Origin of the sequence: Nonomuraea sp. NPDC049158, from assembly GCF_040648335.1 — a bacterium.
Classification (GTDB): domain Bacteria; phylum Actinomycetota; class Actinomycetes; order Streptosporangiales; family Streptosporangiaceae; genus Nonomuraea.
Window position 1 is genome coordinate 124,623 of the sequence record NZ_JBEZDM010000021.1, and the last position, 19,274, is coordinate 143,896.

The 19,274-nt window shown below is 69.9% G+C and carries 13 protein-coding genes; 2 read left to right on the forward strand and 11 right to left on the reverse strand.

What is annotated here, in order from left to right:
• Positions 1-3 precede the first annotated feature (3 nt).
• From AB0B61_RS36130 to AB0B61_RS36170, 9 genes are all read right to left on the reverse strand, one after another.
• Positions 4-1,410 carry a DHA2 family efflux MFS transporter permease subunit gene (locus AB0B61_RS36130; RefSeq protein WP_358441783.1) on the reverse strand — a complete coding sequence of 469 codons (1,407 nt, stop codon included), beginning with the start codon at positions 1,408-1,410 and terminating at the stop codon, positions 4-6.
• 1 nt (position 1,411) lies between these two features.
• Positions 1,412-2,959, reverse strand: a complete 1,548-nt coding sequence (locus AB0B61_RS36135; RefSeq protein WP_358441786.1) for an AMP-binding protein — start codon at positions 2,957-2,959, stop codon at positions 1,412-1,414.
• 263 nt (positions 2,960-3,222) lie between these two features.
• On the reverse strand, positions 3,223-4,071 hold the full coding sequence (locus AB0B61_RS36140) for a family 3 encapsulin nanocompartment shell protein (RefSeq protein WP_358441788.1): 849 nt from the start codon (positions 4,069-4,071) through the stop codon (positions 3,223-3,225).
• A 12-nt stretch (positions 4,072-4,083) separates the two neighbouring features.
• Complete coding sequence (locus AB0B61_RS36145; protein WP_358441791.1) at positions 4,084-4,806, reverse strand: hypothetical protein; 723 nt, start codon at positions 4,804-4,806, stop codon at positions 4,084-4,086.
• Positions 4,803-5,786, reverse strand: a complete 984-nt coding sequence (locus AB0B61_RS36150) for an aldo/keto reductase (protein WP_358441794.1) — start codon at positions 5,784-5,786, stop codon at positions 4,803-4,805. The genes AB0B61_RS36145 and AB0B61_RS36150 overlap by 4 nt, the downstream gene beginning before the upstream one ends.
• 2 nt (positions 5,787-5,788) lie before the next feature.
• Complete coding sequence (locus tag AB0B61_RS36155) at positions 5,789-8,932, reverse strand: amino acid adenylation domain-containing protein (protein WP_358441797.1); 3,144 nt, start codon at positions 8,930-8,932, stop codon at positions 5,789-5,791.
• Complete coding sequence (locus AB0B61_RS36160; RefSeq protein ID WP_358441800.1) at positions 8,929-10,137, reverse strand: FAD-binding oxidoreductase; 1,209 nt, start codon at positions 10,135-10,137, stop codon at positions 8,929-8,931. Before AB0B61_RS36160 ends, AB0B61_RS36155 begins: the two co-directional genes overlap by 4 nt.
• Before the next feature lie 259 nt (positions 10,138-10,396).
• A complete protein-coding gene (locus AB0B61_RS36165) occupies positions 10,397-11,257 on the reverse strand; it encodes an amidohydrolase family protein (protein WP_358441803.1) in 861 nt (286 codons plus the stop codon).
• Positions 11,258-11,484: 227 nt separating this feature from the next.
• Complete coding sequence (locus AB0B61_RS36170) at positions 11,485-11,985, reverse strand: calmodulin-binding protein (protein ID WP_358441805.1); 501 nt, start codon at positions 11,983-11,985, stop codon at positions 11,485-11,487.
• Positions 11,986-12,345: 360 nt separating this feature from the next.
• On the opposite strand from AB0B61_RS36170, the gene AB0B61_RS36175 reads away from it, so the two are divergent.
• Positions 12,346-12,813 (forward strand): ATP-binding protein, encoded by a 468-nt coding sequence (locus AB0B61_RS36175; protein WP_358441807.1) that lies wholly within the window; start codon positions 12,346-12,348, stop codon positions 12,811-12,813.
• A gap of 240 nt (positions 12,814-13,053) precedes the next feature.
• Here AB0B61_RS36175 and AB0B61_RS36180 read toward each other — a convergent pair whose 3' ends face one another.
• On the reverse strand, positions 13,054-15,129 hold the full coding sequence (locus AB0B61_RS36180) for a LuxR family transcriptional regulator (protein WP_358441809.1): 2,076 nt from the start codon (positions 15,127-15,129) through the stop codon (positions 13,054-13,056).
• A gap of 174 nt (positions 15,130-15,303) precedes the next feature.
• On the opposite strand from AB0B61_RS36180, the gene AB0B61_RS36185 reads away from it, so the two are divergent.
• On the forward strand, positions 15,304-17,670 hold the full coding sequence (locus AB0B61_RS36185; protein ID WP_358441811.1) for a LuxR C-terminal-related transcriptional regulator: 2,367 nt from the start codon (positions 15,304-15,306) through the stop codon (positions 17,668-17,670).
• Here AB0B61_RS36185 and AB0B61_RS36190 read toward each other — a convergent pair whose 3' ends face one another.
• Positions 17,671-19,161 (reverse strand): CYTH and CHAD domain-containing protein, encoded by a 1,491-nt coding sequence (locus tag AB0B61_RS36190; RefSeq protein WP_358441813.1) that lies wholly within the window; start codon positions 19,159-19,161, stop codon positions 17,671-17,673.
• Positions 19,162-19,274: the final 113 nt, after the last annotated feature.

Sequence of the window (19,274 nt, forward strand, 5' to 3'; positions counted from 1 at the left end):
CCGTCACGGCGTCTTCGAGCCGGGTTCGCCCCGGCCGGCGTCCGCCGTGGCGGGTGCTTCAGGGCTGCGCAGCCCCGAGGCGGCGACGGCGATGAGGGCGCAGAGCCCGAGCATGGTCGCCCAGACACCGTGGTAGGCGGCGGTCGAGCCGAGGCGATCCCCCGACAGCACCAGCACGAGCGCCGACACGCCGATGACCGCCCCGCAGGCGCGCGAGGTGACGGACATGGCGGTGCCGGTGGCCAGCCGGGCGGGCGGAATCTCGGCGACGGCGGCACCGCTGAGCGCGTTGACCAGCACGGCGACGCCCATCCCGGTCCCGACGACCGCGGGCAGGACCACCGTGAGGTACGCCTGCCCGCCCCCGGCCGCGACCGCCAGGTAGCCGGTGGCGAGCGAGAGCAGCACCACCCCGCCCAACGCCAGCCGGCGGTGCCCGGTCTTCGCCGCCAGCCGTCCGGCGAGCGGTGCGGTGAGCACCTGTATGACCGCGCCGGGAGTGACGGCGAGCCCCGCCTGGGCCTCGGAGTACCCCCAGATCTTGGTGAGGAACAGGATGTTGGCCAGCGGAAGGGCGAACATCACCAGCCCGAGCAGGAACATCGCGAGGTTGGCCCGCTGGGTGCCCCGGGCCCGGAGGATCTTCAGGTCCACGATGGGAGCGGGGTGCGAGCGTGCCCGCCGGACGAAGACCACGCCGACGATGACACCGGCGACGAGGGCGAGGATCGTACCCGGGCTGCCCGGCCCCCACGCGTCGCTCTGCACGATGGCCAGCGAGGGCAGGCCGATGGCCGCCACCAGCAGGAACAGTCCGACGATGTCCGGCATCCGCGACGGGGCGGACGGCGGCGTCCGGGCCAGGGTCCGCCACGCGCCGAACAGCACGAGGAGCCCGACCGGCAGATGGAGGAAGAACACCGTACGCCAGTCCCAGACGGCGACCAGCAGACCGCCGAGCGACGGCCCGGACGCGGTCGCCACCGACTGCGTCGCGCTCCACAGACCGATCGCCGTGCCGCGCCGTTCCGGCGGATAGTACGGCAGGATCAGCGCGAGCGTCAGCGGGGTGATCACGCCGCCGCCCACGCCCTGCACCACTCTGGCGGCGATCAGGATGCCGGCCGAGGGGGCGACCGCGCACAGGGCGGCGCCGATCACGAACACCGTCAGCCCGGCCAGGAAGACCCGCCGATAGCCGAACCGGTCGGCCAGGCCGCCCGCCGGCAGCAGCGCCGCCGTGAACGTGATCGCGTAGCCGTTGAACACCCACGACAGTTCGGGGAGCCCACTGCTCGGAAAGCTCCGGAGCATGTCGGGGAAGGCGATGTTCGCCAGCTGTACGTCGATCGCACCGAGGAAGGCGCTCCCGCACAGCACCGCCAGCGGGAGCGCCCGGGATCCGCGCACCTCAGCTGGACGCCGCGCCGAACCGCTCGCGGAGCTCGACCTTTCGGATCTTGCCCGTGACGGTCCGTGGCATGGCCTCGACGACTTCGAGGCGTTCGGGCCAGAACCAGCTGTTCACGCCGGCGTCCTTGAGGTACGTCCGCAGATCCTCCAGCGTGGGCGACTCGCCCGACGGCGTCACCACGGCGCACACCAGCTCGACCAGCTTCGGGTCCGGGATGCCGATGAGCGCGATGTCGCGGACGGCGGGGTGCCTGCCGAGCAGCGCCTCGATGTCGCTCACCGGCAGCTTGAGACACATGTTCGCGATGATGACGTCCTTGGTCCGGCCGGAGATGCGCACGCCGCCGTACCCGTCGTCGCGGGCCAGGTCGCCGGTGTCGAACCAGCCGTCCGGAGTGAGCGACTTGGCGTAGATGTCGTCGCGCCGGTAGTAGCCGAGGCATTGGGCCGCGCCGCGTACCTGCAAGGCGCCGATCTCGCCGGCTGGGACCGGCTGGTTCTCCTCATCGACGATGCGTGTCTCCATGCCGGCCACGACGGTGCCGTCGCTCTCACCTGCCCGCTCCGGCGGGTCTTCGGGACGGGTCATGGTGACGCCGCCGTTCTCGGTCATGCCCCACAGCGCGTACACCCGTACTCCGAGGATCTCGCTCACCTGCTCCACCAGGTGCGGCGGGACGGGCGCCGAGCCGGACACGAAGATCCGCAGAGTGGGGATCTTCCGCGGGTTGGCCTTCTGCTCCTCGCTGATCTCCCGGGCGAAGGGCGGCGTGCCGTAATACATCGTGACGCCGTGCTCTGCCATGAGGTCGAGGTAGACGCCGGGGTTCCAGATGTCGGCCGTGACCGCGGTGCCGCCCAGCATCAACGCCTGCAGGTACGTCATCACCAGGCCCACATAGTGCATGGAGGTCTGCGCCGTCATGATGACCAGGCTGTCGTCCAGGCCGTACGCGTCCCCGTAGCCACGGATGGCGGCATGCAGGGTGTTCTGGCTGTGCAGCGCGCCTTTGGGCTCTCCGGTCGTCCCCGAGGTGAACAGGATGAGGAAGGGATCGTCCGGACCCAGCGCGCGCCCGGCCAGGTCCGCGGGGTCACCGGGTTCGGGGTCGAGGAGGTGCTCCTCGAATCCGATGGACCCGGCCGGGCCGTCGCCGCCGAGCACGACGACGTGCTCCAGGGCCGGGATCTCGCTCGCGAGCGTCATCGCGGTCTCGGCGGTCGGCAGGTCACCGAGGCGGTTCACGGTGATGAAGACGCGCGCCTCGGTCAGCCGGATCATGAAGTCGAGCTCGCGATGCCGGTAGATGGGGAACTGCGGCGCGATACGCGCGCCGACTTTGATGCAGGCCAGCGTCAGGGGCAGCATCTCCCGGCGATTGGGTAATTGGATCGCGACATAATCCCCGGGCTGTACGCCCAGCCGGATCAGGCCGTGGGCGATTCGGTCGGTCAGCCGGTCCAGTTCCGCGTAGGTGACGACGTCGGTACGGCCGTCGGCGACCCGTCGGCTGATCAGCGCGGGCTTGCCGGGAAATGCCGCCACGTTATGCCGAAGGTCATCCAGGAAAGTCGCGCTTCGCCACCAACCGTTGCGCCGATATTCCTCATGTGTGTCCGTCACGCTCGCCCGCCTTCCATCAGGCGCCCCGCGGACGCCCTCGTCTGCTGATCTGCACGAAATTCAACGTACGGCATTTACCGCAATTCATCGCCTTCCGGTGTTACGGGACATCCCTCCGAAAGGACACCAGCCACCACAGACCATCGCAGGGACCGAGACGGTCGTGGGACGAAGGGGGAGCATGGTCACGAGGCAGGGGTGACGAGGTAGAACAGGGCCGGGAGATGGACCGCCACGCCCTCGTACACCTCCGCGCACACGGCCACCCCGGGTCGGGCGAACGTGCCCGGCGGCGGCTCGGCCACGCGGATGACCGAGTGACGGGCGTCCAGGAGCCTGGCCGCCACCGAGATGTCGCCGACCAGGGCGGACCCGGGGCTGATCCACCGGTTGCGGCTGATCTTCATGCCGTTGCCCGCCGCCAGGTCGGCCAGCAGGCCGTTGCGGCCGACGAGCCGGTGGTAGTAGTCGTTCGGGTTGATGATCATCGCGTGCGGGGTGGCGCCCGACTGCTCGACCTCGTCGCAGGCCGTCAGGACCGCGGTGACGTAGTCGGTGTCGTAGGGGAGCCGGGCGATCTCCGGGTGGTCGAGCAGGGCGTTGGTCAGGGCCAGGTTCTCGGCCGTGGCGAGCCGTACCAGTAAGCGGTAGTCGAGGAAGGTGGCCAGCGCGTCCGGGTCGTCGGCCAGCCCGTCCGGGATCTGGACCCACGCCCGGATCGGGTGCACCCCCGCCTCGCCCATGCCGAACCTGAAGGCCGCCTCCCGGCGGACGTCGGAGCCGCGTACCGCCTTCTGCTCTTCCGCGGTGGGCCGGGACTCCGTCCAGAACCGGGCGACGTCGTCGGTGGGGCGGACCTTGAGCAGGTTCCGTACGGTCAGCCGTGGTCTGTCCTTGGTCGGCTCGTGTGCTTCGGTGATGGTGTAGTCGAAGCTCACCTCGGCGCGGCCGGGGTCGGCCGCGAACGCCCGCGCGAACGCCTGGCCAGGGGACTGCTTCACGGCGGTGGCGGTTGGGACGGTGTCCGTTGACATGGGGCCTCCCGGTCAGAAGTCGTGCTGGATGAGCCGCTGGTAGAAGGGCAGGTGGTGGTCGTAGAAGGCCTTCAGGGCGGAGTGGTTGTCGACGGTGTCCGGGTAGGTGTTGCGGCGGTTCTCGAAGCCGGCGCTGCCGATCGCGTCGAGATGCCAGCGGCGGGTGCGCCGCCACTCGGGCCGCTCTCCTGAGTCCCAGGTGAGCGCGTGCGCGAGGAACGGCAGACCGGCGTACTCGCAGAAGACCTCGGCCACCTTCGCCGGCTCCGCGACCAGCCGCTCCGTGCGGATGACGAGCGGCCTGCGCCCGGTCGCCGACCAGGCCAGCTCGAACAGCCGGTACAGACGCTCGTAGCCGATCTCCGCGCAGGTCACCGCCGGTTTGATCGCGTAGTGCGAGCTGATGGTCGGCTTGGGGTCGCGGACGATGAAGGTGTGGACGATCCCGGCGAGCTCCTCGGGGTGCTCGAAGAGGTAGGTGTAGTCGTAGTCGAGGACCTCCTTGACGAACACCGGCCGCACACCGGCCAGCTCCCTGAGGCCGATGAGCAGCTCCTTCTCCGATCGCGCCATCGCCTGGCCGCCGTCCGGTGACGGGATCTGCACCGCGCCCTCCTCGGTCAGGGCGAGGAACGGCTCGTGCAGGACGGCCACGTCGCCGCGCTCGATCATCATCCGCAGGAACGCCGTCGAGGCCGAGCGGGAGTGCGCCCACATGACGATCAGCGGGTTCACCCGGACCACCAGGCCGGGACGCGGTCCCAGCGATGCCGGCGGAGCTCCTGGAGCAGCGCGTCGTCGAGCGGCCGGCCGTCGCTGACGGAGAAGTTCGCCCGTACGTGGGCGGGTTTGCGCATGCCCGGGATCACCGTGCTGACCGCCGGATGGTTGAGGATGAACCGCAGGGCGAGCTCGGGCAGCGAGGTGCCCTCGGGGAGGGCCGCCTTGAGGCGCTCGGCCCGTTCGACGCTCGGCTGGAGGTTCTCCGCGCAGAAGTACGTGCTGCGCCAGTCCTCCTCCGGCCAGGTGCTGTCGGCGCTCAGCGTGCCGGTGAGGGTGCCCTCGTCGAACGGTACGCGGGCGATGATCCCGATGCCGTCGCGCAGCGCGCGGTCGAACAGCTCGTCCTCGGGCGCCTGGTCGAAGATGTTGTAGATCACCTGGATGACGTCGATGAGCCCGGTGTCGAGCGCGGCGAAGCAGTTGGCCGGTTCCCACCGGTTGACGCTGATGCCGACCGCGTCGATGACCCCCTCACGCTTGAGGTCGGTGATCGCCTCCTGCCAGCGTTCGTCGGCCGCCCACCGGTCCTCCCAGGTGTGGAACTGCATCAGGTCGATGCGCGGCACCCCGAGATTCTCCAGGCTGCGATGGGTGTACTCCTTGATGTGGTCGGCGGGGTAGGCGTCGTCGAGGGTGTCGTCCGGTCCCGGCGGCCATTCGCGGTTCTTCGGGGGGATCTTCGTGGCGACGTACAGTTTCCGGTCGGGATGGCGGCGCAGCAGCGCGCCGAGCATCTGCTCGCTGACGCCCCGGCCGTACACCCAGGCCGTGTCGAAGAAGTCGCAGCCCAGCGCCACGGCCTCGTCGAGGCAGCGCGGGGCCACGTCGTAGTCCCAGCCGGTGAAGTTGCCGGGGCCGCCGCCGATGCCCCACATGCCGTATCCGACCTCGCTGACCGCCCAGCCGAGGTTCCCCATCTTGCGGTGTCGCATCCCTAGCCTCTCTGTCGCGTGCTGATCAGCGGGCGCCCCTTCACCGCGCGACCGTCTCCGCTCCCGCTCGCCAGCCGGGCGTGGTACGCGGTGATCGAGCCGTCCAGGCTGCCGTCGTCGAGCTGCCAGCGCTGCTCCAGCCGGCGGCATTCGTCCTTGCGGAACAGGGCGGGGTTGTCGGTCAGCAGGCTGCCGAAGGCCCGCTTCAGCCCGTCCTCGCCCATGCCCTCCGGATTGGGCAGGAGCGATCCGAGCGCGGCCAGCTCGCGATCGGCGCCGGCCCGGCCCGCCTCGCGGACCAGCGTCACGAAGTCGGCGCACGGGATCGGCGCGATGGCCGCGCCGGCCCGCAGCAGGACGTCGTCGAAGCTGACGCTCTCCGCGCGGAAGACGTGCAGGGTACGGCCCCAGGCGCCGTCGTCGCACACCGCCGCCGCCACGCGGGCCGCCACATAGTCGACCGGGGTGTAGTCGGAGCGCGTGGCGACCTCGGGCCGGACGCCCAGCCGCAGGAAGGCCGACAGCAGCAGATGGGTGAAAGCCACCGGATTCGGGTATCCGTTGTCGGCGCTCGGCATCACCTCGCCGAGCCGCAGAACGGTGACCAGCGCGCCCCGGCGCCGGGCCTCGGCGAGGTAGCGTTCGGCGATCCACTTGGACCGGCCGTACCCGCCGGCGGGTGTCCTGGCGAGGGACGGTTCGTAGTCCTCCGGCAGACGGCCGTCGTGCCGGAGCGCCTCGTCCTGGAGTGCGGCGAGCGTCGAGACATAGTGCACCGGTACGGGCCGGTAGGCCATCGCGAGCCGGACCAGTTCGATGGTGCCGCGCACGTTGACCTGACGGTGGGCGCGATAGTCGAACAGGAAGTTCACCAGCGCGCCGTTGTGGAGCACCAGGTCACACGTACGGGCCAGGTGTTCCCAGGTCCGGGCGGTCAGCCCGAGGCCCGGTAACGCCAGGTCGCTCGCGTACCCTTCGAGCCGGTCGGCGAATCTCGGCTCCCACAGACCCCGTTCGAGGAGCGCCTCGACGACCCGCGCGGTCGCGCCGCTGTCGTCGGCGGCCCGCGCGAGGCAGCGAACCCGCAGGTCGGTACGGGCCAGCAGCTCATGGACCAGGCGGCTGCCGACGAAGCCGGTCGCCCCGGTGACCAGCACGGTCCGCAGCCTGCCCGACCTGTCGGCGGGCCGGATGGGCTCGCCTTCCGGCACCGTCGAGTCGTGGGCCATGAGCACGGACTCGTCCTCGATGGCCACGCCGTCGCGCCGCCGGGCCTCGATCAGGGGTGTCAGCTCGTTCGCGGTCGGGTGGTCGTACAGATCCTTGACGTCGACCCGTACACCGCACTCCGCGGTGATCATGTGCACGACCGACAGAGCCTGGATGGAGTCGCCGCCCGCCTCCGCGAAGTGCGCGTCGCCCGTCAGGCCGGGCCGGCCGAGCGCCGAGCGCAGCGCCCGCAGGACCTGGTCGGCCAGGTTCGTGGTCGGCGCGCTCTCGGCCAGCCGGGCGGTGTCCTCGGCCAGCCTGCCGTCGAGTACCGCCTGGAGCCGCCCGCGGTCGACCTTGCCGTTGTCGTTCAGCGGCATCTCCGGCAGCAGGAAGAAGTAGCGGGGCATGCTGGTCCTGGGCAGGGTGCGGCGCAGGTGCTCGCCGAGCGCCGCCTCGGTGAGATCGGCGCCGGAGGCGAACAGCGCCAGTGCCTTCGTACCCCGCTGCTCGGCCACCAGGACCTCCGCCTGCCGGACCCCGGGGCAGCTCTCGGCGGCCACCTCGATCTCGCCCAGCTCGATCCGGACGCCGCGGATCTTGACCTGGAAGTCCTTGCGCCCGGAGAAGAACAGCCGGCCCTCATGGTCCAGATGACCGAGATCGCCGGTGAGATACAGCCGGGGGCCAGGGATGATCTCCGGGAACGGGTTGGGGACGAACGCCTTGGCGGTGGCCGCCGCGTCCCCCAAGTACCCCTCGCCGAGGCACTCGCCGCCGATCGCCAGCTCGCCGGTGGTGCCGGGCGGCACCGGGCGCAGGTCGTCGTCGACCACCACGGCATAGCAGTTGTCGATCGGGCGGCCCAGCGGAATCGTGTCCCCATCCGCCGCGGACACGGGATGGAAGACCATCCCGATGGACGCCTCCGTCGGCCCGTAGCCGTTGGTCACCCGCAGGCCCGGGAGCAGCGCCATCAGCCGGTGCACCGCGCGCGGGTTGACCGCCTCGCTGCCGACGACGAGCCGCCGTAGCGACGACAGCTTCCGAAGCGCCTGCTCGTCGCTGTCCACGATGGCCACCAGCGCGTTGAAGACGCTCGAGACGAAGTCGGCGGTCGTGATGCCGTACTCGGCGATCAGGTCGATGGTGTGCTGCAGGTTGAGGAACTCTTCCTGTACGGGCAGCACGGTGTGACCGCCCGTGGTCAGCGGCCAGAACAGCTGCCAGAGCGAGGAGTCGGAGGTGTGCCTGCTGTTCTGCAGGACGACGTCCGCGCCCGTCGCGGCGAAGTAACGCGTCATGAAGCGAAACCGGTTGGTCAGCCCCGCGTGCCGGTTCATCGCGCACTTCGGTGTGCCCGTGGTGCCCGAGGTGAAATAGCCGTAGATCAGGTCATCGGGGCCCACCGGCACCGCCGGGCGCCGGGGTGACGGGTCGATCCGGTCGACCTCGACGGTGACCGCGCGGTGCCGTAACTCGCGCGGCAGCGCGTCTGCGGTGGCGCACAGGATCGGCCCGGGCGGCAGCACCCCGAAAGTGCCCCGGATCCGGTCCTCCGGCCACGACGGGTCGAGCGGTACGAAGGCCGCGCCCAGCTTCATCAACGCCAGATAGGTGACCGGCAGCTCCAGGGAGTTGACCAGCAGGACCGCGACCACGTCGCCCTTGCCCACACCGTGCCCGGTCAGCGTGGCCGCCAGGCCGTTCACCAGCTCGTCCAGCCGCCGATAGGTGAGCATCCGGCCCTCGAACGACACCGCCGGGCGCTCGGGATGGCGGTCGGTCTGTTCCTCGATCAGCGCCGAGATCGGGCGGAACGCCCCGAAGTCGACCGCTCGGCCGGCGAAGCTCTGGGATTCGATCGATAATTCGGAAGGGGCTGACTGCTGCCCCTGGGACCCTTCCTGGTCGTTGCCGGTCGGCTGTCCGGTCATTTCCACCTCTCCGTTAGGAATGCCGCCCTACTCATAGGCGTTCCATGCCGTTCCAGATGATTGCGTTCCGGTGAGAGGTGGTCGTACGCGACGTCCAGCGGGGTGCGCGTCGCCGCCGCGGCGGCGATCCGGCCGACGGCGGGCGCGGTCTGCACGCCGTACCCGCTGAGCGCGGCCAGCCAGACGAACCCCGGTGCGTCCTGGGCCTCGCCGATCACGGGCGTGTCGTCAGCCACCGCGCTGCGCAGGCCGGCCCACGCGTGCCGGACGCTGCGGATCTCCAGCGTGGTGGCCCGCTGTAATCGCTCCACGCCGATCGCGACGTCGAGATCGTCGGGACGGACGTCACCGGGCGGCATCGGGGTCGCGTCGGCCGGCGAGACGAGCAGGCGTCCCGACTCGGGCTTGAAGTAGAAGGTGTCCGCCACATCGGTGACCATCGGCCACCGGGCCGCGCCGACGCCTTGCGGCAGGTCGGTGTTTTCGGGCAGCTCGGTGTTTTCGGGCAGGCCGATGTCTTCGGGCAGATCGACGAGGAAGGCGGTGCGCCGTAGCGGCCGCAGGCCGATGGGCGGGACGCCGGCGAGCGCGGCCACCTCGTCGGCCCACGCCCCGGCCGCGTTGACCACGATCGGCGCGGCGAACTCGCCCGCGTCGGTCGCCGCCCGCCAGAGCCCGCCGCGCCGCGACAGGCTTCGCACCCGCGCCGACGTGATCACCTGGCCGCCGCGCGCCCGGATGCCGCGGAGAAAGCCCTGGTGGAGCGCGTCCACGTCGATGTCCATCGCCGCGGGCTTCAGCATGGCGCGGCTGTACCAGCCGGACCGCACGATCGGGCAGAGCCGGTGTACCTCATCGTGGCCGATCTCACGGACCGGGGTCGGGGCGGCCAGCCCGTCGGCCAGCATCTCGGCGAACTGCTCCGCCGCGCCCACGGGACACAGCGTCAGCACGCCGCGTGGGGTGAGCAGCGGACCGTCCGCGAAGCCGGGCGGTGGTGTGGTGAGAAACGGCCGGCTCGCCGTGGTGAGCGCTCGTACGGCCGGGTTGCCGAAATACTCCGAGAAGAGCGCGGCGGACCGTCCAGTCGCGTGGTAGCCGGGAACGCGCTCCATCTCCAGTAGCGTCACGGTGCCGGACTCGGCGAGGAAGTACCCCGCGCTCGCGCCGGCCACCCCGCCGCCCACGATGAGAAAATTTCTCACGATCGTAACCGATCATATTTCGGGCCGGACCCGCAATATTTTCTGGGCTTCCTAACTCCCCGTCGGGAGTCGGCGGGAATGTAAGGGTCGTGAAGCTCGGGAGACAAACCCCAGCTCACGAAATTAGGATCGAAGGTGGCCAGGAGTCAGCCTGTCCGAAACCGGCTCCGCCTTAATAATGATAAACGGGCCAAAAAGGCACTATCTATCCGTTTTGCGGATATGGACGTCTTTTAGTGGGATTTGGTGACGCCCATAGTCAGCGGAGCCCGAGCAGGCCCACGGCGTTGTCCTTGAGGATCATCGGACGGACCTCCGGCTTGATGTCGAGCTTGGCGAAGTCGGCGAGCCAGCGGTCAGGGGTGATCACCGGATAGTCGGAGCCGAAGAGCACCTTGTCCTTGAGCAGCGTGTTCGCGTACTGGACGAGTTGCGGTGGGAAGTACTTCGGCGACCATCCGGACAGGTCGATGTAGACGTACGGCTTGTGCGTGGCCACCGCGAGCGCCTCGTCCTGCCAGGGGAAGGACGGGTGGGCCAGGATGATCCGCAGCTCGCGGAAGTCCACGGCGACGTCGTCGACCAGCATCGGGTTGCCGTACTTCAGCCGGATGCCGCCCCCGCCCGGCACCCGCGCGCCGATGCCGGTCTGCCCGGTGTGGAACAGCGCGGGCACCCCGAGCTCCTCGATGACCTCATAGAGGGGGTAGGCCATCGGGTCGTTCGGCGCGAAACCCTGGATGCTGGGGTGGAACTTGAAGCCGCGCACGCCGTACTCCTCGACGAGCCTGCGCGCCTCGCGGGCGCCCGCCCGTCCCTTCCACGGGTCCACGCTGCCGAACGGGATCAGCACGTCGGCGTGCTCGGCGCAGCTCGCCGCCACCTCCTCGTTGGAGATGCGCGGGTGACCCGTGGCGTGCTCGGCGTCCACGGTGAACACGACCGCCGCCATCTTCCGCTCGCGGTAGTAGGCGGCGATCTCGGGGATGGTCGGCCGCGCGTGCCCCTTGAAGTACTCCGCCGACGCGCCGAACAGCTCCGGACTCAGCGAGCCGTGGCCGTCCTTGGACGCCTCGGCGTGCGTGTGGACGTCGATCGCGACGAGCTCCTCGACGTTCATGCCGGGCGTCCGGAGGTGCGCGGTCCGGTGTCTGCTGTTTTCCGTGTGAGATTCACCGCTCGAACGTAAGGCGCTTCCGTGACCATGGTCAAGTTTCTGCCGAACGACGATGGGGGCCCGGGTGTCGACATCGCGGCGCATGGTGCCGGCCTTGGCCTGTAGACACCGAAACCTCCGCGGGCGTGACCGCGGAGGTTTCGGTGCTGCGGGGAATGGCTCTTGGTTTCTCAGGGAGCGGGGATCTCGCGGACCAGCTTGGACGTCCAGGGGCAGAAGACGCAGCCAGGCAGGAACGCGCCGCACGCCTCATCGAGATGGTCTTCGGTGTAGGACACCGTGGCGTCGCAGACCTCGATGGCGAAGGCGAAGAAGCTGATCGTGTTCGGGTCGTAGTGGAAGCTCCAGCGCGGGTTGTAGGGGGCCGGTCTCTTGATGATCCGGCCCAGGACGTGCACCTCCTCCCGCTCCTCGCCGCTGAGGATCCGCCGGGCGTGCTCGATCTTCGCGGGGTCGGTGAGCTGGAAGACGAACGGCGTGGCGCGTTCGGCGGTCTGCATCTCGAAGTAGACCGGTGCGACCGCCGCGTGTACGGGGGCGGCCTGGAGTGAGGAGGGCATGCACGAGCGTGCCGCGGCGGCATGGGCCGGCGCGGCTGTGAGAGCGGGGGCGCCAGCGGCGAGCAGCGCCACGAGGGCGAGTGTTGACGCCGCGAGAGAGGGGATGCGCATCGGCTTCCTTTCGATCAGCAGTGGACCCTCTGCACCGATGCCCAGCAGCCAAAACTACCTAACGTAACTGAACGACTACACAAAGCTACCGGCTGGGTGGGGTCGGTTGTGCACGATCAGCCAGGTCGAGTAGGTAGGTGTCCCGGGGACTACCTACGTAGTCGAAATAGGTAGTCGTATGGGGATTTCTCACGTCTCGTCATCGCGAGGTGTGAGGAAGGCTTGTCGCCAAAGTACCAATTCCGCTGGAAGTGAGGATCGAGGCTGCGAGCCATGTACAAGCATCAGCCCCCCAAGTCCACCCCCCCTCGTTCCCGACCGCGAGGCGAAATCTTTCGCCACCTACTGCTTGGAGCAGGGATGGGGTCTGCGTCGCAAGGGGATGGTGCACATGAACGGCACAGGTTCGCGGCCAGGGTCGAGAGCGACTGTCCAGCCGACGCGCGTCGGGTTGCCTCATGGAGGCTCCCGCACCAGCTCGGCTCGGTGCCCAAGGCACGCCACCTGACACGTGCGCTGCTGTCCCAATGGGGCTTCGACGGCCAGGGTGAGGTCGCCGAACTGCTGGTCAGCGAGTTGGTCACCAACGCGCTGAAATACGTGAAAGGGGCCGTCGATCTCAGCCTCTCCGCTGAGGACGGGTTGCTGCGCCTGGAGGTCGAGGATGCCAATCCCGACCTGCCTCACGTGCGCACACCCCGCCCGGACGAGGAGAGGGGGCACGGACTGCGCCTGGTCGACACACTGTCGTGTTGCTGGGGAAGCATCCGTACCCATCGGGGAAAAGTCGTCTGGTGCGAACTGCCTGTCGGCGCGCGCCAGTGCTGAGAACCGGGCCCACTCGCCCACGATCCGGAAAGGTTACGAGAGAGAGTCCATGCGCCAGATTCGTGTCCGCAAACGTCCTATCCGCACCAAAGATGATCGGCCAGATCTGCGGACGCCGTCAGGACGGAGGTTGCCCTACTGAATAAACGATCATTACGGAACCCCCTGAACACAGGGACGCCGGAGCCGACCGGGTCACCACTTAGATCGGTCCCGGCGTCCCACTTTTGTCCGCGCGGGTCAGCCGCCGCCCGACCGTTCGATCGCGTACGTGATCGTCCGCTTCAGCCCGAGCCGCGCCCCTTGGCGGAAGGCCGCCTCGAACGCCCGCCCGCCCAATGCCTCACGGGTGCGGGCCATGCACTGCTCGTGGCCCCGTACGTGGGGAAACAGCCGGGTCGGTGAGGCGCCCATCGCCCGCCACAGCGGGTGCGCGGTGCCGAGTATCGTGGCCGCCCGCTCATATCGGCCCTGCGCGCAGGCCGTCCAGGCCAGCACCTCCAGGCATTGCGTGAGGCCCCACCGGTCGTTGAGCTTGTTCCGCAGCTCGGCCGCCTCCCTCATCAGAGTCTCGGTCCTGCGCCAGTCACCCTGGTTCCACGCGGCCATGCCCAGGGCGAAGAGCGCGTACCCGCGCGACAGCCGGGCGTCACGGGCCTCCGACAGCGCGAGGAACCAGTCGCCCAGGGTGATACTGAGCTCCGGGGCCTCGGCCGCGCCGTAGGCGGCGGCGTAGAACCGGTTGACGGCGGCGGCGTCGGCGTCTCCACGGGCCAGGTGCCCGGCGCGGGCCTCCTCCAGGAGCGCGAGACCGCGCCGGGGCTCTCCTGCCGAGAAGGCGGCGATGCCCGAGACCTGGGTGGCGAACGCGAGAGCCGACTCGTCACCCAGCCGCCGAGCCAGGATCTGACATTCCTCAAGCTGCGGCAGGGCCGTCTTCAGGTCACCCTGATGGAGAGCGAGCAGGCTGTCGACCCACAGGGCGTGGGCCCGGGCGGAGTTGGCTTCCGGCACGAGCCGAAGGCCACGGTCCAGCCAGTGCCGGCCTTCGGTGAGAGAGCCGGCGATGATCCAGAAGACCCACAGCGCCGAGGCGATCTCCAGCCCCACAGACGCCTCGCCCGCACGGCCGAAGCACTGGTCGAGCGCGACGCGCAGATTGGGCAGCTCACGCTGCAGGGCCCTGAACCCCTCGAGCTGTTGGGGAGAGAGCCGATCCAACCGGTGCCGCTCGACCTCACTCCGGTAATGCTCGACGTATCGCCGGACCAGCGCCCGCGCCTCGGCGGCGCCCAACTCCTCACGGCCGTACGAGCGGATGCTGTCGAGCATGCGGTAGTACACCCCGCCGTCGCGCTCTGTCGCGATGAGTACGGACTTGTCCACCAAGCCGGCGATCAGATCGATGACGTCCTCCCGGTCGATCGCCGTTCCCGAGCAGATCGCCTCCGCGGCCTCCAGCGTGACGCCGCCGACGAACATCGACAGCCGGCTCCACAGCCGCTGCTCGGCCGCCGAGCACAGCCCGAAACTCCAGTCCAGGGTGGCGCGCAGTGACAAGTGCCGGGGCAGGCCGGATCGGGCGCCATCGGCCGGCGTCTCGAAGTGCTCGTCCAGCTCGCGCAGCAACTGCTCCACGGGCATCGTACGCAGCCGCACCGCGGCCAGCTCGATCGCCAGCGGAATCCCCTCCAGGCGCTGGGACAGCCGGGCCACCGTCGCGGCGTTGGCCGCGTCGACCGTGAACCCGGGCCGGGCCCGCGCCGCGCGCTCGGCGAACAGGCGGACCGCGTCGTGGCGGGCGATGTCGCGTACCGCCTCGCCGGGATCCGATGTCGGCAGCGGTGGCACGTACAGCACCTGCTCGCCGTAGACGCCGAGCGCCTGCCGGCTGGTCGCCAGGATCCGTAGCCGTGGGGCGCCGCGCAGCATGCGGTCCACCAGGAGGGCGCACTCCTCCAGCAGGTGCTCGCAGTTGTCCAGCACCAGCAGCATCCGCCGGTCGGCCAGGTAGTCCACCAGCGTGGTCATGGAGCAGGGACCCTGTTCACGCAGGCCCAGCGCCGTGGCCACGGCCGACTCCAGAAGGTCGGCGTCCTCCAGAGTGGCCAGTTCGACCAGCTCGACTCCGTGCGCGAACGCCCCGCGCAGGGACCCGGCCGCCTGCACGGCCAGCCGGGTCTTGCCGACTCCGCCGGTGCCCGTCAGGGTCAGCAACCGGGTATGCCCCAGCATGCGCCGCACAGCGGCCATCTCATGCCTGCGCCCGACGATGCCGGGTCCCTCTACCCGCCGACGTTCCGGAGAACCGGTCACCTCCGCGTCCATCCTGCCTTGTGGCGCTTCTGTAACCGCGCCATCACTCACCACCAGGCTATGTCCACTTCATTGCGCTGTGCACCGGAAAACGGTCTGGGCATAACCTAGGTAGTTAGGGGCCCGGATTCGGCAGGGTGGTGACCTGCCTGGCCGAGCCGGCACGAGGGCGTCATGGCAACCAGCGCGACAGGGGAGTCCCGGCGGCAGCGGATGGGGTGGCTGCCGGCCGAGGTGACAAGTTTCGTGGGACGTCGGCACGAGGTGGCCGACGTCAAAACGCTGCTGTCCGCGTCCCGGACGGTGACCCTGATCGGCGTGGGCGGAGTGGGTAAGACCCGGCTGGCCCTGCGCGTGGGGCTTGAGGTGCGGCGGGCCTTCCGCGACGGCGTGTGGCTGGTCGAGCTCGCCTCGCTGGAGGATCCGGAGCTGCTCGCTCAGGTCGTGGCCGAGGCTCTGGAGATTCGCGATCACACCACCTGCCCGCCCCTGCAGGTGCTCGTCGGCCACCTGCGCGACAAGCAGACGCTGGTGATCCTCGACAACTGCGAGCACCTGGTCCACGAGTGCGCCGTAGTGGCCGACACGCTCCTGCGGGCCGCCCCTGAGCTGCGGATCCTGGCCACCAGCAGGCAGACGCTGGGCATCAGTGGCGAGCAGATGCTGCCCGTGCCGACGCTTCCGCTGCCGGACTCCGACCGCCCGGGGATATCCGCAGAAGTGCTCATGCAGTGTGACGGGGTGCGGCTGTTCACCGAGCGGGCCCGGGCCGTCCTGCCGACGTTCGCCGTCACCGAGGACAACCGGGACCTCGTGCTGCGGATCTGCCGCCGGCTGGACGGGCTGCCGCTCGCCATCGAGCTGGCGGCCGTGCGGCTGCGGGCACTGTCGCTCCAGCAGCTCCACGACCGGCTGGACGACCGGTTCCGGCTGCTCACCGCAGGCTCGCGGGCGACGCTGCCGCGCCATCAGACGCTGCGCGCGATGATCGACTGGAGCTTCGGCCTCTGTTCGGAGCGGGAACAGCAGGTGTGGGAGCGCGCGTCGGTGTTCGCCGGCACGCTGGACCTGGAGGCGGCGGAGGCGGTCTGCTCCGGCGACGGCATCAGCCGCGAGGAGATCATCGACCTGGTGATGGGCCTGGTCGACAAATCCGTCTTCCTCCGGGAGGAGCATGGCCGGGTAGTGAGATACCGGCTCCTCGACACCATCCGCCAGTACGGCCGCGAACGGCTCACCGCCTCAGGCCAGGAGTCCGCGCTGCAACGGCGACACCGCGCCTACTACCGGGCACTGGCGGCGCGGGCCCACGCACAGTTGTTCGGCCCCTCGCAGGTGGCCTGGTTCGACCGGCTGCAGCTCGAACACGCCAATCTGCGTACCGCCCTCGACAGCTTCTACGGCGACCCGGCGGAGGTCAGGGCCGGCCTGGGCATGGCGGCCGACCTGCTCTACCACTGGATCACCAGTTACTACCTCGGCGAGGGCCGGCGCTGGCTGGACCGAGGGCTGGCCATGGACACCGAGCCGAGCGAGGTACGCGCCAGGGCCCTGTGGGCCAACAGCTGGCTGGCCATCATCCAGGCCGACATCACCGCCGCCTCGACCATGCTGGAGGAGAGCCGGATCCTGGGGGAGCTGCTGGGTGACGAGCTGGTCCGCGGGTACGTCGCGCTCTACTCCGGCATGATCGCCATGTACCGCGGCGACACCGAAATGGCCATCGAGCTGTATGAGGAGGCCGCGGCACGGCACCGCAGCACCGAGAACCCTGTGGGTCTCGCCCTGGCCCTCATCCGGCTGTCCCTCGCGCACTCCTACCTGGGTGACTCGTCGCAGGCCATCTCCCTGGGCGACGACTGCCTGGCCGTGTGCGACACCTTTGGGGAAGGGTGGCACAAGGCGTACACGATGATGGCGCTCGGCGTGGAGGTGTGGCGGCAGGGAGACCTCCGCCGCGCGACCGAACTCGAGAAGGAGAGCCTGGTCTTCAACCGCTCGCTGGACGATCCGCTGGGCGTCGGGGTCAACCTCGAGGTGCTGGCCTGGATCGCCGAGACGGAGCAGCATTATGGGAGGGCCGCCCGGCTGCTGGGCATCCTGGAGACGGTCTGGAGTTCGATCGGCGCGCCGTTGTCCGGGTACGGGCACCTGGTCCGCTACCACGACGAATGCGAGAGTCGCACGCGCGCGGCCCTCGGAGACGCGGCCTTCGACACCGAGGTCAAGCGGGGTGCCCGGCTCTCCTACGACGAGGCGCTCGGCTACGCGCTCCAGGAGGAGCCGCCCCAGGACGAGAAGGCGGAGAAGGGGGAGCCTGCGCGGCTCACCCGCCGTGAGACGGAGATCGCCGGGCTGGTCGCCCAGGGGATGACCAACAAGCAGATCGCCGCCGCGCTGGTGATCGCCCCGCGCACCGCCGAGGGGCACATCGAGCACATCCTGAACAAGCTCGGCTTCAACTCGCGCGCCCAGATCGCCGTGTGGGTCGGCGACCGGGCCCGGGCAGCGGACGGGGAGACTCCCGATTCGCGCGAGTGATCATTTCGGGAGGGCGCGCAGGAGCTTGGGTTTGGCGGCCTTCTTCCAGATCGGCGCGAGGGCGCGGTACGCCTCGGCGGCCTCGTGACGTTCCTCGGCGAGCAGCAGACCAAGGGTGAAGGCGTCGGCCGCCGACAGGTTCGCCCTGGTGACGAGCTGGGTGAGCTGCTGCTGGGCGACCAGCGCGTCCTGGCGGCGGCCGAAGGCGTCCTGGAGCCGTTCGCCGTGCTTGGCGAGCTTCGCGGCGGGCTTGCCGAGTACGCCGGTGGCGGCTTCGGCGGTGTAACGGGCGCGTTTGGCCGCCTTGCGGGTGGCGTGCAGGGCTTGGTCGCGCTCCGCGCCCGGCGGCAGGCGCTCGGCCTTGGCGTATTTGGCCAGGACCTTGCGCCAGCTCCTGGCCACCAAGGCTGAGGGCCGGCGGTTCGCCCGGCCGTGGAAGGGCGGGTCGGCGATGAGATCGTCGACGGCGGCCAGCAGGGTGAAGTAACGCGGTGTCCGCAACGTCCTCTTGAGTGCCCGCCTGGCCTTGCGCTCGCGCTCGGCCAGCAGGGCAGGCCATGCCGCCCCCGGGGGACCGACGGCCGGCTGGTCGCCGAGGCGGCGGGCGAATCGGCCGGTGAGCACTTCGAGATCGCGCACCGTGCCCAGTTCGCCGGCCAGCCATCTCAGCTCCGCGTCGAGCGGGCCGATCCGGTCGCCGTCCAGCAGCCGCGCGTAGGTGCGCAGGAGGCTGCGGATGCGCCGCAGGGCCACGCGCATGTCGTGCACCGAGTCGTCGTCGTGGTCGGCCAGGCGTACCAGCGGGTCGTTGGCGAGCAGGTGCTCGCGCTGACGCCGCACGTACGCGATCAGCACCGCCCCGGCGCTCCGCCCGTCCTCGTGCTCGCTTTCCGGGGGCAGGTCGGCGCCCAGCACGCGGGCCAGCTTGGAGCCGGACGGCGACGGCACCACTCCGGCGTCACGCAGCCTGCTCTCGACGGCATCGAGGACGTCCATGGGGCCCTCGACCAGCTCGACCTCGATCTCGCGCCACGAGACGGGCGGCCGGTCGGCGTTCTGGCGGCGGCCCACCACCACGTCGTCGCTGACCTCGGCCAGCACCCGGCCCTCTTGGTCGCGCAGCTTGCGTGTCGTGCGGGTGGTCGTCAGGGTGGCGACCGGGACGAGGTCGCGCCCGCGCAGGTGGGCCGCGACGAGGCCGGTCAGCCTGGCGGGCACCTGATGCACACCGGCGCCCAGCGGCGCGTGCACCTCCCGCTTGGCCCCCTTGGCCACCGGCAACTTGAGATGCCACCCGGCGTCCTGGCCGCCCCGGCGGCGCAGGGTGATGCCGTGGGCGGCGAGCGTCAGGGCCGGGGTGTCGACGTAGTCGGCCACCAGCCGCCACGTCTCCGGCTCGTCCACCGTGACCTTGCCGTCCGGGCCGGCGAAGTCCTCGATCGCGATCTCGGCGGGGCCGTTGACATCGTACTTGCGTTCGATCTCCACCATGTTTCCTCAACTCTTCGACCACCCACTACCCAAGCGAGTTCCACAAAACGTGCACCGGATGGCGGCATCTCCGGATAAAACCATTTGAACGAGTGAGTACTCGCTCATTAGGA